This is a genomic window from Lachnoclostridium phytofermentans ISDg, from assembly GCF_000018685.1.
Lineage (GTDB): Bacteria > Bacillota > Clostridia > Lachnospirales > Lachnospiraceae > Lachnoclostridium > Lachnoclostridium phytofermentans.
Genome location: NC_010001.1, coordinates 463,193 through 478,779, shown reverse-complemented (window position 1 = coordinate 478,779; position 15,587 = coordinate 463,193). Strand labels below are relative to the sequence as shown.

The 15,587-nt window shown below is 35.8% G+C and carries 14 protein-coding genes and 8 tRNA genes; 3 read left to right on the top strand and 19 right to left on the bottom strand.

What is annotated here, in order from left to right:
- Nucleotides 1-331 precede the first annotated feature (331 nt).
- The gene (gene glmM, locus CPHY_RS02110) at nucleotides 332-1,678 is read right to left on the bottom strand and encodes a phosphoglucosamine mutase (protein ID WP_012198405.1); all 1,347 of its coding nucleotides are present in this window, start codon (nucleotides 1,676-1,678) and stop codon (nucleotides 332-334) included.
- Between the two features lie 184 nt (nucleotides 1,679-1,862).
- Entirely contained in the window at nucleotides 1,863-2,084 is a 222-nt protein-coding gene (locus CPHY_RS02105; protein WP_012198404.1) for an alpha/beta-type small acid-soluble spore protein, read from the bottom strand.
- A 574-nt stretch (nucleotides 2,085-2,658) separates the two neighbouring features.
- Between CPHY_RS02105 and CPHY_RS02100 the strand changes: the two genes are divergently transcribed.
- Nucleotides 2,659-4,041: an alanine/glycine:cation symporter family protein gene (locus tag CPHY_RS02100; RefSeq protein ID WP_012198403.1), complete on the top strand. Its 1,383-nt coding sequence runs from the start codon at nucleotides 2,659-2,661 to the stop codon at nucleotides 4,039-4,041.
- Between the two features lie 2 nt (nucleotides 4,042-4,043).
- Here CPHY_RS02100 and CPHY_RS02095 read toward each other — a convergent pair whose 3' ends face one another.
- The 13 genes from CPHY_RS02095 to CPHY_RS20495 form a co-directional block, all read right to left on the bottom strand.
- Nucleotides 4,044-5,393 (bottom strand): hypothetical protein, encoded by a 1,350-nt coding sequence (locus CPHY_RS02095; RefSeq protein ID WP_041703091.1) that lies wholly within the window; start codon nucleotides 5,391-5,393, stop codon nucleotides 4,044-4,046.
- 124 nt (nucleotides 5,394-5,517) lie between these two features.
- Nucleotides 5,518-6,063 carry a DJ-1 family glyoxalase III gene (locus CPHY_RS02090; RefSeq protein ID WP_012198401.1) on the bottom strand — a complete coding sequence of 182 codons (546 nt, stop codon included), beginning with the start codon at nucleotides 6,061-6,063 and terminating at the stop codon, nucleotides 5,518-5,520.
- Nucleotides 6,064-6,306: 243 nt separating this feature from the next.
- Nucleotides 6,307-6,381 (bottom strand) — tRNA-Pro (locus tag CPHY_RS02085).
- A 72-nt stretch (nucleotides 6,382-6,453) separates the two neighbouring features.
- Nucleotides 6,454-6,533 (bottom strand) — tRNA-Leu (locus CPHY_RS02080).
- 57 nt (nucleotides 6,534-6,590) lie between these two features.
- A tRNA-Lys gene (locus tag CPHY_RS02075) sits at nucleotides 6,591-6,663 on the bottom strand.
- Between the two features lie 22 nt (nucleotides 6,664-6,685).
- A tRNA-Gln gene (locus tag CPHY_RS02070) sits at nucleotides 6,686-6,757 on the bottom strand.
- A 55-nt stretch (nucleotides 6,758-6,812) separates the two neighbouring features.
- Nucleotides 6,813-6,886 (bottom strand) — tRNA-His (locus CPHY_RS02065).
- Nucleotides 6,887-6,915: 29 nt separating this feature from the next.
- Nucleotides 6,916-6,989: transfer RNA gene (locus CPHY_RS02060), tRNA-Arg, on the bottom strand.
- A gap of 36 nt (nucleotides 6,990-7,025) precedes the next feature.
- Nucleotides 7,026-7,096, bottom strand: a tRNA-Gly gene (locus CPHY_RS02055).
- Between the two features lie 20 nt (nucleotides 7,097-7,116).
- Nucleotides 7,117-7,191, bottom strand: a tRNA-Pro gene (locus CPHY_RS02050).
- Between the two features lie 154 nt (nucleotides 7,192-7,345).
- Nucleotides 7,346-7,840: a metallophosphoesterase family protein gene (locus CPHY_RS02045; RefSeq protein WP_012198400.1), complete on the bottom strand. Its 495-nt coding sequence runs from the start codon at nucleotides 7,838-7,840 to the stop codon at nucleotides 7,346-7,348.
- Between the two features lie 16 nt (nucleotides 7,841-7,856).
- Nucleotides 7,857-8,438: an XTP/dITP diphosphatase gene (locus tag CPHY_RS02040; protein WP_012198399.1), complete on the bottom strand. Its 582-nt coding sequence runs from the start codon at nucleotides 8,436-8,438 to the stop codon at nucleotides 7,857-7,859.
- A 298-nt stretch (nucleotides 8,439-8,736) separates the two neighbouring features.
- Nucleotides 8,737-10,161, bottom strand: a complete 1,425-nt coding sequence (locus CPHY_RS20495; RefSeq protein WP_012198398.1) for an N-acetylmuramoyl-L-alanine amidase — start codon at nucleotides 10,159-10,161, stop codon at nucleotides 8,737-8,739.
- A gap of 274 nt (nucleotides 10,162-10,435) precedes the next feature.
- On the opposite strand from CPHY_RS20495, the gene CPHY_RS02030 reads away from it, so the two are divergent.
- The gene (locus CPHY_RS02030; protein ID WP_012198397.1) at nucleotides 10,436-11,356 is read left to right on the top strand and encodes an alpha/beta fold hydrolase; all 921 of its coding nucleotides are present in this window, start codon (nucleotides 10,436-10,438) and stop codon (nucleotides 11,354-11,356) included.
- A gap of 93 nt (nucleotides 11,357-11,449) precedes the next feature.
- On the opposite strand, the gene CPHY_RS02025 is transcribed toward CPHY_RS02030, so the two are convergent.
- From CPHY_RS02025 to CPHY_RS02010, 3 genes are all read right to left on the bottom strand, one after another.
- Nucleotides 11,450-12,592, bottom strand: a complete 1,143-nt coding sequence (locus CPHY_RS02025) for a THUMP domain-containing class I SAM-dependent RNA methyltransferase (RefSeq protein ID WP_012198396.1) — start codon at nucleotides 12,590-12,592, stop codon at nucleotides 11,450-11,452.
- Nucleotides 12,593-12,744: 152 nt separating this feature from the next.
- Nucleotides 12,745-13,047, bottom strand: a complete 303-nt coding sequence (locus tag CPHY_RS02015) for a rhodanese-like domain-containing protein (protein ID WP_012198395.1) — start codon at nucleotides 13,045-13,047, stop codon at nucleotides 12,745-12,747.
- 252 nt (nucleotides 13,048-13,299) lie between these two features.
- Nucleotides 13,300-13,500, bottom strand: coding sequence for a hypothetical protein (locus CPHY_RS02010; RefSeq protein ID WP_041703088.1), 201 nt, complete (start codon nucleotides 13,498-13,500; stop codon nucleotides 13,300-13,302).
- A gap of 628 nt (nucleotides 13,501-14,128) precedes the next feature.
- On the opposite strand from CPHY_RS02010, the gene CPHY_RS02005 reads away from it, so the two are divergent.
- A complete protein-coding gene (locus CPHY_RS02005; RefSeq protein ID WP_012198394.1) occupies nucleotides 14,129-14,689 on the top strand; it encodes an acetate uptake transporter in 561 nt (186 codons plus the stop codon).
- 144 nt (nucleotides 14,690-14,833) lie between these two features.
- On the opposite strand, the gene CPHY_RS20490 is transcribed toward CPHY_RS02005, so the two are convergent.
- The gene (locus CPHY_RS20490; RefSeq protein WP_012198393.1) at nucleotides 14,834-15,343 is read right to left on the bottom strand and encodes a DUF1700 domain-containing protein; all 510 of its coding nucleotides are present in this window, start codon (nucleotides 15,341-15,343) and stop codon (nucleotides 14,834-14,836) included.
- Nucleotides 15,344-15,587 lie beyond the last annotated feature (244 nt).

Genomic DNA, 15,587 nt, shown 5'->3' with positions numbered 1-15,587 from the left:
TCTTATGTTTACATTTCGTAACCCACTAACCAAGTATAGAGGGCTAGACATTAGTATATTATATCATGTCACCTAGACAAAAGCTAGATATTTTTTTCTGTATTTGCCGCTTTTAGACGTCGTTAGACAATATTATAGTACTTAATTATCGGAACATGTTTTTCGCTCCGATAATACTTGATTATCGGAACATGTTCTTCGTTTCGATAATATACCTTATCCGAAGTTATTCTATTATCTCCGATAAAAGGTGCTTCTTTTTTGCGTCGTTCCTCTGAAAATTAACATGATTCGTTCCGTATATTATTTTTGTTTCTGCTGTTTTTGTTTCTTATGCTTTTATATGACCTTTTTGACGTAAAACTACAACTACATTATCGGCATACTTTTGACATACCTCATTTGATCCAGCTTCTACCATAACACGAATTACGGACTCGGTACCACTTTCACGAACCAAGATTCTGCCCTCATCACCAAGTTCTAGTTCCACTGCTTTGGCTGCTTCCATTACATCTGGATCATTCTTAGCCATTTTCTTATCTACCACTGGAATATTGAGTAAAAGTTGAGGATATATCTTTAACTCACGTAATAAAACAGAAATTTTTTCTTTCTTTTCTAACATAACTTCCATAATCTTAAGAGATGTTAGTACACCGTCCCCTGTCGTAGCATGTTTATTAAAGATAATATGACCGGATTGCTCTCCACCAATGGAATGTCCATGCTCCATCATGTTTTCAAATACGTACTTATCACCAACAGCTGTTTTAGCATATCCAATTTCTTTCGCGTCTAATGACTTATAAAGGCCTAAGTTAGACATAATTGTTGTAACAACTGTATTATTACGAAGTTCGCCTCTCTCCTTCATATAACAACCGCAAAGATAAAGAATCGCATCCCCATCTATCACTTGCCCTAATTCATCTACTGCAAGACAACGATCCGCATCTCCATCATAAGCAAATCCAATATCTAATCCTTGCTCAACGACAAACTTTTGCAACTGTTCTATATGAGTAGAACCACAATCAGAATTAATATTGACACCATCTGGTTCCCCATGGATCACATAAGTCTTAGCTCCAAGAGCATCAAAAACACCCTTTGCGACAGTCGTTGCAGACCCATTTGCAAGGTCAAGTCCAACTTTTATTCCCTTAAAGGAACGAGTCGCGAGCGAAATCAAATGTCCGATATAACGGTGTCTTCCCATAGAGTAATCCACTGTTTTACCAATATTTTCACCAAAGGCAAACGGTATCTCCGGTATTTCTCCATCGATATAGTCTTCTATTAATTTTTCAACTTCATTCTCTAATTTATACCCGCCGCCATTAATCACTTTAATTCCATTATCTTGAAATGGGTTGTGACTGGCACTTATCATGATACCACAATCAAATCCTTCGCTACGTACAACATAGGAAACACTCGGTGTCGGTGTTACATGCAGAAGATAAACATCTGCTCCACTCGCAGTCAAACCGGCTACCAGGGAATATTCAAACATATAACTGGATCTTCTCGTATCCTTACCAATTGCTACTTTTGCTTTGTGATCCTTTCCATAATACCATCCTAAGAATCGACCAACCTTATAAGCATGCTCCACAGTTAACGTTTTATTCGCTTCTCCACGAAAGCCATCTGTTCCAAAATACTTTCCCATGCCTTAACTCCTCTTTTTAATGTTAGGCAAAAAATTTGCCCATATACATTTATTCTATCATATTTTATTCATAATGTGAATGTTTTTTCGTTTGAGCCTTATTTATAACAAAAAAAGAGGTGTTGCAAAGTGGTAAAAATACCACTCTGCAACACCTCTTTTCTATTTCCTTTTATTCTATTTGCTATTTGCCGCTCATAGACTCTTCTTGTCTCTTAATCATCTGGCGAACCATTTCTCCACCAACTGATCCGTTCTGAGCACTTGTAAGATTTCCATTGTAACCCTGAGTTAGAGGTACTCCTAATTCAGATGCAACTTCCATCTTCATACGATTCATTGCTTCTTTTGCTTCAGGCACTGCCATTCTGTTAGAGCCACTTGTTCCTTGATTGCTACTTGTCATAAAATTCACCTCCGTGAAGCTGTATAGTTGACGAGCAGTTCCATATACTAGGGATAGTCGCTTGGACTTAAACTGCTCTTTGGAACGATAAGCAACTACTCTTCAACGCTTATCGACATTCATAAAACTTCCTAATTTCAATTGGCTGCACTCACTACTAATAGCGATCAATTCTGTCTAAATCTTGCTTTAATCCAAAGATTATTGCTTGATACCTTAGATGTCACTTTTGCAATCAACTTTCAAAAAGTCATTTCATATTTTGATATGCTTTGTGTTTCGTCACTTATCTTGATATTATTATTACCACGCAAATTAATATTATGATGGTAAGTTATGTTATTTCTTATTGACTTTGAATACAGGCAAGTTCGTTCTCATATACTTAGAATAAGGAATTTCTACGATGGCTGTAACTTAGTAATCTATTCAACTTTTTTTCCTTAGACTTATGATTAAAAGTGTGAATAATTTTTAAATCTCCTCTATAAGTTAGTGTCTGTTTGCATCAAAAACTTTTGATACACATTGTCTTGCAAGCAAGATACAACACAGCGCAGAAATGAGGTTATCTATGAATAATTTACTAAAATCCATACAAACAATCAATCATTATCTCTGGGGCGGTCCAATGTTATTTTTATTATTTGGAACTCACCTTTATTTTACATTCCGGCTTCGTTTTATTCAAAAAGAATTAAAAAAAGGAATTCGAAATTCTGTCTCCACAAAAACAGATGCCCATGGTAATTCCAGTAGTTTTAAAACTCTTACTACAACGCTAGCTGCTACCCTTGGAACAGGTAATATCGTTGGAATTTCAACTGCGGTTGCCCTTGGTGGCCCAGGAGCTGTTCTATGGTGTTGGCTTACTGGTATCTTTGGAATGGCAACTACATATGCAGAATGTTATTTGGGTATGTGGTATCGTAAACAAAAGCCAGATGGTACCTATAGTGGTGGTCCAATGTACGCTCTTGAATATGGATTACATAGCAAATGGTTGGCTGTTATCTTCTGCATCGCCACCTTATTCGTGGCGTTTAGTATGGGAGGTTTTACGCAAGCTCGATCGATAACAGATGCCACGAAGTCACTTGGTATCTCTCCAATCCTAACTGGAATTATTGCTGCTTTCTTAATCGGTCTTGTCATTGTCGGCGGAGTTAATTCCATTCAAAATGTTTGTATGAAGTTAGTACCAGCTATGGCTATCTTTTATGTTGCAGGCTGTGTAATTATTCTTTTCGTTAATCTTCCCTATGTCCTGCCGACTCTTAGCACTATAGTGAAAACCGCTTTTTCAACAAAAGCTGTGACTGGCGGAGTATTAGGCGGCTCCATCGGTATCGCCGCAAGGTATGGCATCTCACGGGGCCTTTTTACAAATGAGGCAGGCCTTGGTTCTGCTGCGATTGCGGCGGGTGGTTCTGCAATAACAGACGAAAGTTCAATATCAGAATCCGTTCCATCTAGTAGTAAAGCAAAAAGTACACAAAACCACTCCGATTCTCTTGATCTCCGTTATAAAAATCAAGCTTTAGTCTCCATGAGTGCAACTTTTTGGGACACTGTTGTAATGTGCGCTCTTACTGGACTTATCATAGTATCTACCATACTCAAAAATCCAGATTCAATTAAGGGATTATCAATGGGTGAATTAACAACCGCAGCTTTCGCCCAAATTCCATTTGGTGTATTCATGCTTCGCATCTCCTTAGTCGCTTTCGCTGTTGCAACTTTAATTGGTTGGAGCTATTTCGGCGAAAAAGCGGTAGAATACCTCTTCCCGAAAAAAGGAATCGATATCTACCGCCTTGTTTATATACTTATGATATTTTTTGGTTCTATAATGTCATTGGAACTCGTATGGGAAAGTTCTGATTTAATCAATGCTTTCATGACTATCCCAAATTTAATTGCACTATGGTTATTACGAAAGAAAATTAAATGTTAAATTTATTTCGTAATTGGTACATTTTGAATTTCAATTTTTAGGTACACAGAAGCAGGTGTTACTACCTTAGTTTCTTTATCAATAGTAGATGCAAGTCTAAAGTAGATAACATCATGCGGTGCAGGTGTTGCTTTTCCTACTTTTTTAATTTCAAATGGTTTATTTGTTGTCACTTTCGTCCATTTTACTTTAGATAAGTCTAAATTTTCACCCTGATGAAGAACTACATATTCGTAAGGAGCAGTCTTCGTAGCCGCTGGAAATGTCACTGTGGTTTTGTCTAAAGTAACAACATTACCAGTTGGCGCTGCTGGCTGCGCCTGAAACTCCACTACAACAGTAGAGCTGGCAACTTTCTTGTCTGAACCTGCAGTATAAAACTCAATGCTGACTGCTGAAAATTGAGTATTTGGTGCAACGGTTGAAGTAAATAATAAATCATAAAGACTTAAGGTCTTTACTTTTGAATCTGCTGGTGCAAATAGCCTGAATGCTGATTCTCCATTTTTTTGATACATGGTAGAGCCAGCTTTTAGTCCAGATACCTCCATTTTTGAATAGTCTATAGTAATCTTTGGAGGTGCCTCACGTTTTGGAATCTTAACATTGACAATTTTTCCTGCTCTTTCAGCTGTTGTTGCTTTTAGACGGAATTGTAAGGTGTATCCGGTAATCTCATAACTTGATAAAACTAAGTTACTATCACATTGAGTCCATATTCCATTAGCTCCTTTACGATATTCAACAAGCCTTGTTTGGTTCTCAAATTTTAATTTACCAGCCCCATTTTCAACATAATAGCTTACCTTAAAGTCTTTATCTTCCTTCGGTAAAGTAACCGCAGCAATAGCTTTGTCTTTATCGCCTTTAAAATAAATTGTATTATCGGATGTTTTTAAAAAAATCGATAAATCAATATCAAGACCATTATTAACGTTATTACCAGTCATTTTTTCCCATGTCTTCATCTTATCTTGTGAGAAATATAGTTTTGTACTAGTTGAAGTACCAGGCTTAACAGTAATTTTATCATTAGCATAATCTAATATAATATTCACCATTGTACCTTCTGTAATAGGCTCTATTTTCGTTAAAGCGGCGGGCACTGTTACTTCTTTATTATCCAATAGGGAAATCTCTCTGACTGATTTCACATTAGCTTGATCTACTGATTCCGTATCCTCTTCCTTTGAGAATGCAATCCGTGGCGCTAATTGGTCAAACAGTAGAAACGCTCCTACAAGAAAGCTTAAAGTAGCAAAAATCGCAATTGCTTTTTTTACTCTACTCTTATGCTCTGATTCTTTGTTCCTACTAACAATATAACTGTATTCCTCTTTTATTTCTTTCATCTTATCCCCCATTCCTGCACTTACCATGCGCATATGAAGTTTGTACTAAGGATAACGAATACTTAAATATAACAAGCTCTAAAACAACTGATTTTCGCCATCCTTGGCCTATCACTACTAGTTACTACTGATACTGGATTCCGTTTAATATCTGGTTGGATGCTTCCTCTCCACAAAGAATCTTTATTAGCTCTAAAGAAAACTCTATTGAAGTACCAGCTCCTTTACTCGTAATAATTTTCCCATCTACGACAACCTTATCGTTCGTTACAACAGCACCTGTAAGTTTATCCTCAAATCCCGGATAACAGATTGCACGTTTTCCTTTCAATAATCCATGCGTCCCTAATATCGATGGGGCTGCACAAATTGCCGCTAAGTAACGACCTTTTTTTTCGTAGTCTATAAGTAAATCCTTAAGTCCTTCATGGTCTAATAAATTTCTTGTGCCTAATCCACCGCCAGGCAGAACCAGCATATCAGCTTCTGATAAATCATCCTTAAATAATATATCGGCCATAACATCAATTCCATGAGCCCCATGAACAAGATTATTTTCAGTTATTGATACTGTAGTTACATCAACTCCTGCCCTACGTAGTAAATCTACTACAGTGAGAGCCTCTATTTCTTCAAATCCATCTGCTAAAAATACATATACTTTTGCCATAATAAAACCTCCTTAATTGGCATACTACTGTATTACAAAATAATTACCATCTTTTATTATATCAGATAATAACTGGAATTGATAGGATTCACTATCCAACAAGAGAAACTAAGATACTTATTCAAGATAAAAAATAGCTCTGCGCCTTGTATCAGACGAATTCCATTGAAACTTCACCCAATACTTAGCGCTGAGCAGAAAAAAAGAGGCTTTCGCCTCTTACCATTTACGATATTTAAGTAATCGGGGTGACAGGATTCGAACCTGCGACCTCTTGATCCCAAATCAAGCACTCTAGCCAAACTGAGCCACACCCCGAGGCAATATAAAAGACATGCCATCTTTTTTTGGAAAGTATGTATTTCTAGGAAATACACAAAGAAAAACTAATGCGGATGACAGGAATTGAACCTGCACGGTTGCCCGCTAGATCCTAAGTCTAGTGCGTCTGCCAGTTCCGCCACATCCGCATGTATTAGCAATTCTTATTGCTCTTTCCCACAGAGTTATTTTTTCTAGCTCTGTCATGAGACATCCGGGATTCGAACCCGGGACACCTTGATTAAAAGTCAAGTGCTCTACCGACTGAGCTAATATCCCATCTTTGCTAATCACTTAGCAGCTGGGCTAGCTGGATTTGAACCAGCGAATGCAGGAGTCAAAGTCCTGTGCCTTACCGCTTGGCGATAGCCCACTATTAAAATCTTTTATTATAAAAAGAATTAATATTTACAACTCATTGTTGCTAGGGTGGATAAAGGGATTCGAACCCTTGGCCTCCAGAGCCACAATCTGGCGCGCTAACCAACTGCGCTATACCCACCACAAATTTTTTCTTTTAGAAAGAAAAAATGTGCCAGAAGGGATTCGAACCCCCGACAACCGGCTTAGAAGGCCGATGCTCTATCCAACTGAGCTACTAGCACATTTAGCATATGTTTTCGATGTTATGCCAAACATCAAGCGGGTGATGGGAATCGAACCCACGTATCTAGCTTGGAAGGCTAGTGTTCTACCATTGAACTACACCCGCATGCGTGTTTTGCTATTCAATCGGGGTGACAGGATTCGAACCTGCGACCTCTTGATCCCAAATCAAGCACTCTAGCCAAACTGAGCCACACCCCGGTAAATAAAACCACACATCATATTCTGTTGCGCATCTTTAAGAAGTGTTCTCTGTCAGACGCAAGAGTTATTATATATGACAAAAAGGTGAATGTCAACACTTTTTTTATAAGATTTTTCATCCAGTTTATACCACTTGCTATTTCGTGATATCTTATAGGCTATCTTCAATGTAATTCAGTGTATAATGCGCTTCTCCTTTTGAATCAATCTCCATTAGGATAAACGTTGGTATTCGTCCAGCTTGTCTAGGCTGTGTAATACTACCAGGGTTAATGACAGCGAGGCTATCATCTTTCAAGTCAATCAATGGTTGATGAGTATGTCCAAACATTACAATATCTGCGCCATTTAATACAGCAGCTTCTTTTAGTTGCTCTGTCCCATAATTTACTCCATACCGATGTCCATGGGTTAACATTACATAGTATTTCCCGATTTCTAAAAATTTTTCACGTGGTATGTCGGTAAAATAATCATTATTTCCGGATACCATCTCAACTGGGCAGTCAGCTATCTCTTTGATATAGGATGCATCACCCTCATAGTCTCCAAGGTGAATTAGCATGTCAATAGGAGAAACTTTTTTTATAGCTCTCTCTAAATTAGTATATCTTCCATGGGAATCACTTACAATTAGTATATTCATGCGCGCTCTCCTAAACCTATAATTCTTCCTTCATTGCATTTAACGCTTTTGCCCTATGACTAATTGTATTCTTTTGCTCTGCAGTTAATTCTGCAGTAGTACAACCGTATTCTGGCACAACAAAAATTGGATCATAACCAAATCCATTTTCACCAGCTATCTCATATCCGATATTTCCTTCAATGGTTGCTCTTTTTACCTTAATTTCTCCGTTAGGCCAAGCACATGCAATGACACATACAAACCGGGCGGAACGTTTCTCTTCTGCTACGCCTTCAAGCAAAGATAAGATATGATTATTCTTAATATCGTAGGAGGTATCTTCTCCTAGATAACGTGCTGAATAAACACCAGGAGCTTTCTCAAGATAATCAACTTCTAATCCAGAATCGTCAGCTAAAACAATTTCTCCCGTCATTTCCATAATTGTCTTTGCTTTTATTATAGCATTTTCTTCAAATGTTGTTCCGGTTTCTTCAATTGAAATATCTATTCCAGCTTCTTTCATGGATACTACTTCATAATCCAAGTCTTTTAATATCATCCTTATTTCTCTCATTTTTCCTTCGTTGGATGTTGCAAAAATAATCTTTCTCATCGTTAGCTTCCTTACTTTTTAAATTCTATTCTAATATCTAACACCCATTAAATATCGCATCTGCACAAGATATAGCACAAGCATATATAAGGGAAAGTACGCTTCGCGAACTTTTCCTTGTCATAAAAAAGAAGCATGAACCAGTGTGAAGTTTTAGAATTTCTTAGGCGGTGTTTTTTAGCGCCTTAGAAATTCTCTTCACACTTGAAACCATGCCTGCTTAGTAGTAGGCCGGAAGTTTGTGCCGAGGACGACGCAGGCACAAACTTCTGTGTGAAAGAACTTTGTTCTTTCACACTTATCTCATTACTGTCTTTTGTCCCTTATCTTCCTGCTCTAATTCCTTATAAGCAGATAATATCGCATTGTATGCACCCTTCGCAACCTTTTGTTTTCCATCCTTACTAGCTAAGAAGTTAAGGTCTCCTTGATTTGACATAAATGCAGCTTCTACTAATGCAACTGGTACATTTGCTTCACCTACGATATACACATCTTTGCTACGTGGAACCAATCCTCTATCTTCTAAACCAATTTCATTCAAAACTTCCTCAAGGCAAAGAGTTGCAAAGCTCTTGGAATTCATCCTCGTCCAATCATTTTGTTTCTCATTATAAAGCACCTCTGTACCGTGTACACCACGTTCCTCATTCGCATTACAATGAAAACTTAAGAAAAGGTCTGCTTCCACATCATTAGCCAGGGTTACTCGCTGATTTAGAGTAAGTCCACGATCCGTGGTTCTGGTATAATAAACCTTAATGTCCTCTTTGTCTAATAATTTTTTTAGCTCTAGTACCATAGAAAGGTTCATATCTTTTTCATGGTAAACGAAATCCCTTGAGTAAGTTCCAGAATCATATCCACCATGTCCAGCATCTACAACAATGATTTTATCATAAATATCTTTCGGACGCACTAGGGAAATATAGTAGTTGTGATCGTCCTCAAATAATACATAAGCATAGGTTTTGTCTAATTCCAATGTTATCTCGGTCTTAAAACTCTCATTATCAGGATAAGCATAACTGTTTATTTGAATACTCTTTATACAATCAGTGAAAGTTATACTCTCTGATTCCTCTTTTTCCGGTGAACTTTCGTTTGATCCAGTCGTTGAAGCTTGGTTACTGGCTGTATCTTTGGTATTGTCTGAAGTAACGCTATCTACTTTTTCTTTTCCTGCTGATGCAGAAGTTAGAGGTTGATTCTCCACCAATTGCTCTTTTTGATTTTCAGGAACCGTTGTTGCTTTTGGAGCCTCAGATTCTGGCTTTCCTTTATAATAGTTACCTTGATACATTCGATGAATTTGGTTATCTTCTATCTTTATTTCATAAGAATCTGTAATAATAAAACGGATTTTTCGATCCACGGCCTCATCGATTAATTCAACCATAGCAGAATTTGATAAATGACAAGGCTTTTCTACTACAATAAAGTTATTACCTAGCCTTTCCTTTAAATTCTCTGAAATACCACCAGGTATCTGCTGCTTGATATTTTGTTTGCAGTCAGAATCCTCTTGATGTGATAGGTATTTTAAACTTTCTTTCTCACCGATTGGAAGCATAGTAGAAATCGTTGTTGGAAGCATAGGAAATACACCAGCGTACGTTACTTTTCCCTTTTCTAGTTTAAGTACAAAAGGAATTAGTAATACACAGGCCATGAGCAAAACACTGTAAGCTGCTGCGCGCTTCAATATCCTATCTTCTGGCACTTTTGTTCCTCCTAACACTATAAATAGCTAATTTAATTAACTTTATCTATATATCGGCATGAAACCGCTTTCATTAACATTTTTTTATATTAAACATAAATTCTTTTCATTCCATTTTTTTCTCTTATACCTTCTAATTATTATTATCCGTAAGTAAATTACTAGGATTTTATTGCCTTTTTTTCATAATCAACTTATAATAGAATAAGTAGACAAAGTACGTATTCTATGTTTTTATGCTACTAATTTCCTAGGTAAGAAAGGAGATCTTGAATTGAAAGCAACAAGTACTATTGTAGTTCAAAAAGATGGATATGAAACAGTTCTTTATCCTCAGTTATGCCAAACAGAGCCTGTAAAAGGTACTATATTGTTACTTCATGGTATGGCAGAACACCATAAGCGCTATCAAACTTTTACTGACTATCTAAACAGTTGTGGTTATGACGTTTATCGATATAACCATAGAGGTCATGGTATGGATCAGAAACTTGAGGACCTTGGCTATATAGCGGATGACGATGGGTATAAGTTATTAATCTCTGATGCTCTAAACGTCTTAACTTATCTAAAAGAAAATAACCGTACGAACAAATTAATCTTAATTGGACATAGTATGGGTTCTCTGGTATCAAGAAATGTACTGCAATTTTTTAAAGACTTAGATTGTGCTGTTTTAATAGGAACAGCTTTTAATCCACGAACTAAATCGAGAATTGGTATTGCATGTGCACATACAATAAAGAAATTTAAGGGCGCAAGACATTATTCCCCCTTCTTAAATAAACAAATGTTTGAAACGAAACACTACACCTCTCTTTCTGAACGTACTAATTTTGATTGGTTATCTCGTAATAATCCGAATGTTGGTGCCTATATTCATGATCCGTACTGTGGATTTCAATGCAGCATAAGTTTCTATGAGGATCTTGCTAACTTAGATTACCATGCAGGGTTGCCAAAACGAATAAAATTAGTTCGTAAAGATTTACCAATCCTTTTTACAAGTGGAACGAAAGATCCAGTCAGTCGTTATGGTAAAGATGTAGAGCGATTATTTATGTTACATAAGCGTTTGGGTTTTCAAAAGGTAGATTGTATTATGTATAAAGATTGTAGACACGAGTTATTAAATGAATTGAATGCAGAAGAAATTATGAAAGATATCGAAGATTGGGTAACAAAACATATCTAAGTAAAAGAATGGACTGTGGCAAAAAGTCTCTTCTCATTGGAAGATGGAGAACTTTATACCTCAGTCCTTGTTTTACTTTTTTATATTAGACTCTTAACGTTTCGGTGGTTTTGGACCCATATATTGATAAAAATAAGTTTTTAACATACCATTATAGATTTTTCTATTCCGATCAGCCTGACGTCCAATGTGTTTTTCAGCATCTTCATAACTTGTAATTAAGTAGCTAGACCAAGTATCTAAGCGTTTCATTGCTTGTCCAATCTCATGATAAATAGGAGGCATTGCTGATTTATCCTCCAAACGCTCTCCATATGGTGGGTTAGTTATTATAAACCCATATTTTTTCGGACTGCTAAGCTCACTAACAGAACGTTTTTGAAAGTGAATGTATTGATCCACTCCTGCAACCTCAGCATTTTGCTTTGCAGCCTTAATTACTTCTCCATCAATGTCATATCCCTGGATATTCATTTCGATGTCATGAAGAATCATACCATTTGCCTCTTCTGCTGCTTCATACCATGCCTTCTTTGGTATCAAATCCGTCCAATTCTCCGCTAAAAAGGAACGATTAAGACCAGGAGCTATTCTAGCTCCAATCATGGCTGCTTCGATAGGAAATGTACCACTACCGCAGAATGGATCGATTAATACGCAGTCTTTATTCCATGGAGTTAACATAATGAGTGCTGCTGCCAAAGTTTCTGTGATTGGCGCCTTGGATATTAGCTTACGGTATCCTCTTTTATGAAGTGATACACCAGATGTATCAATACCAATGGTAATCTCATCTTTCATAAAGGTAACACGGACAGGATATTCATTACCACTCTCCTCGAACCATTCCACCTTATATACGCCCTTTAATCTTTCCACCATAGCTTTTTTCATAATAGATTGAATATCGGTAGGACTAAATAATTTACTCTTAATTGATGTAGCTTTTGCGACCCAGAACTTACCGTCCTTAGGAATGTACTGTTCCCATGGAACCTCCTTTGTATTTTGAAATAATTCTTCAAAGGTTTCCGCTTTGAATTTCGCTACTTTTATAAGAATTCTTTCTGTTGTTCTTAAAAACATATTCGCTCTACAGATTGCGGTCTCATCTCCAGCAAAAATAACTCGTCCATCTTCTACACTGACGATTTCGTAACCTAAATCCGTAATTTCTCGCTTCAGTACTGCCTCCAAACCAAAATGACATGGAGCAATATATTCGTATCGACTCATTCTAACCTCCAATTGTTTTAAACAATACGCTATAAATAGCGCATAGAAAACCAACTAAAACAGTCGAGAATTCCACTGCTTTCGTTGATTTTCTAAAAACCACTGGTCTCATTGTAATTCTCTTTTCTCTTTCAGTCAATGTAATTATATCACTAACGTTCCAAACGATACGGATAGGCATGAATACCTCCGCAAATATGATAAACCTTTCCTTGTATCCCGCTAAGATCTCTCGCTGCTAACATACTTAAATTTCCTCGGTAACAATATAAAATAATCACTTTAAAATATCTAACTTTTTCTGCAAGTTCCTCTGACGAAGTATATGGTACACTAACAGCGTTTGGAATATGACCCTTATCATAATCTTCTTTTTTTCTTAAGTCTACAATTATAGCATCCTTTCTATCAATATAACGGCTAATTTCATCTAACCGCACGCCTTCAAAATACATACCATACACCGCCTTTGTTATAGAATACAAAGAAAAAACTTTCTACAATATAGTATTCCATTCGACTGAAATGGTGATTGTTTTAGGTGTCATACTGACAAAAAAATGCCTAGGATGTAGTAAAATAAGATTTATCGTCTTACAATACTACATCCTAGGCAAAATAAATAGAATACACACTACAATTATTTCTTATAAAAATTTTTTATAAGAAACTCTCTGTCCTACAAAATAATATTTGTTTATTGATAACTATCTGTAGTTCTGATTGTTTTGTGTATTCTTGGAGCTACCAGAATAATTTTTTGAGGTATTCTGAGTATTTTGTGCGTTCTGGGAATTCTGAGAATTCTTATTAGAACCTGTATTATTGCTGTTTGTATTATTGCTGTTTGTATTATTGCTGTTTGCATTATTGCTGTTTGCATTTCTGCTATTATTTTCTGATGACATAGTATGTCCTCCTATTAAAAATTATTTATTATAACTACATGAGTTAGTATGTCTAATCTTTTGATATTTATTCATTGATGAGGATTAGATTTTAACCCTTATTTCTTATTATTTCTTATTATTTCTTATCATCTCTTACAAAATAATACACAATTCTATCTTTTTCATTTTTATTCTATTAAGGAAATATTTAGCAGTTCTAAAATTAAAAAAAGATTTATTTATCTATTGATTTTTCCCTTTTTATGTAGTATCATTGAAATTGTATCAGTAATTATGAATACGAAGTAAGTAGGAAACTACTTAGCAAGCTTACATAATTTTGATACGCTATATAACCCCTTATTAATTATTTATACTCCCCTCAACGAAACAGCCGGTAGCTCCCCTACTGGCTGTTTCACTTTATATATATCTCTCTTTGATTCAGATCTTCATTATATATATCTCTTTGATTCAACTCTTTCACTTTATATATACCCCTCCTTGATTCAGATCTTTCACTTTTTTTATACTTCTTATGATCTATGGCCATAATCTAATTTTCCTAATTGCAATTTAGTAAATCTCATGCTACAATAGCAATCTATGTTTAATTATCACCTTAACAACTTAATGGGAGGACACTATGTCAACAGAAACAAAAGCAACGATTGCCAATCCAGCTCCACTTGGTTTGCTAGGATTTGGAATGACAACCTGTTTACTTAACCTACATAATGCAGGTATTATACCGCTATCCATTGTTACCGTAGCAATGGGATTTGCTCTCGGAGGAGCAGCTCAAATAATAGCTGGTATTATGGAGTTTAAGAAAAATAATACGTTTGGAGCCACCGCATTTACAGCTTACGGATTCTTTTGGTGGTCACTCATACTGATCTGGATGAATCCAACCAAGTCTATAGCTTCTTCTGATTCTATCAGCCTTGGATATTATCTACTTCTGTGGGGGATTTTTACCTTGTTTATGTTTATCGGTACCTTGAAACATAATATAGCATCACGTATTGTATTTGGTTCATTAGCATTATTATTTTTCTTATTAGCTGCAGCTAATTTTACAGATTCACACAGTATTCATACCATTGCAGGTTATGTTGGTATATTTTGTGGACTCTCTGCAATTTATAATTCCGTTGCACAAGTTATAAATGAGGAATATAAAAAGACAATTCTACCACTTTAATCATCCAATATTTAGATGGAGTATCGCAAAAAGCTAAAATTAGCTGATTTGCAATACTCCATTTTTTCATATCAAGGAAAAGTCCGAGATTCGTACTTTGCCTTGCTTTTTTGCAATTTTTCATGATTACTAAATTTCTCCTCATTACTTTTTAAATCGATTGCTAAGATAAGAAATTCCTGCAACAATTAAAATAATAGGAAGTACAAATCTTATAAATACCTTAAAAGCAATAGCACCAATCCAGAATACAGCACCTAATACAATAAATAAAATAATTAAACTAACCAGACAACCAAGCCAACCCTGAATACCTATTGTCTTAAATACGGAATGGTCCCGTTCTTTCTTTCTGTCTCTATCTCGATCATAATTAGTATTTGAGGAATTCGTAGATTGATAATTCCCTCCATCAGAATAGCTATAAGATTGATAATGTACTTTATTATCATGATTCATCTGATAAGTTTCAATAATAGTTCTTGCAATCAGACGAGGGTCACCTAGACCCGCAGTGATTTCTTCTTCCGACTGCTCCCCCTTTTTCGAATTCATATAATCTCTATAATAATTTATATTAGAAACAATTTCATTGTAAGGGAGTTCGCCATCCAAGCTATCTCTTAATTGATTTAAAAATTCTTGTATTGTCATATGTTATCTCCTTTAATAAAAAACATTCTATCACAACTAGAATCTCCCGTAAATGATGGTTTCATTAATATCCCATTAAATTTTTAATAATTCAAACTTAATAATTTAACAAAAATGTTACTATAGCCCAAGCTTGCTAAAGAGAAATCTCTTGAAATTTGCCTCTATATCGTCTATAATGTACATGTTTTGCACCTACTGAATTCGTTATATATGGAGCTTTAGGTTGAATGAACGAGATTTT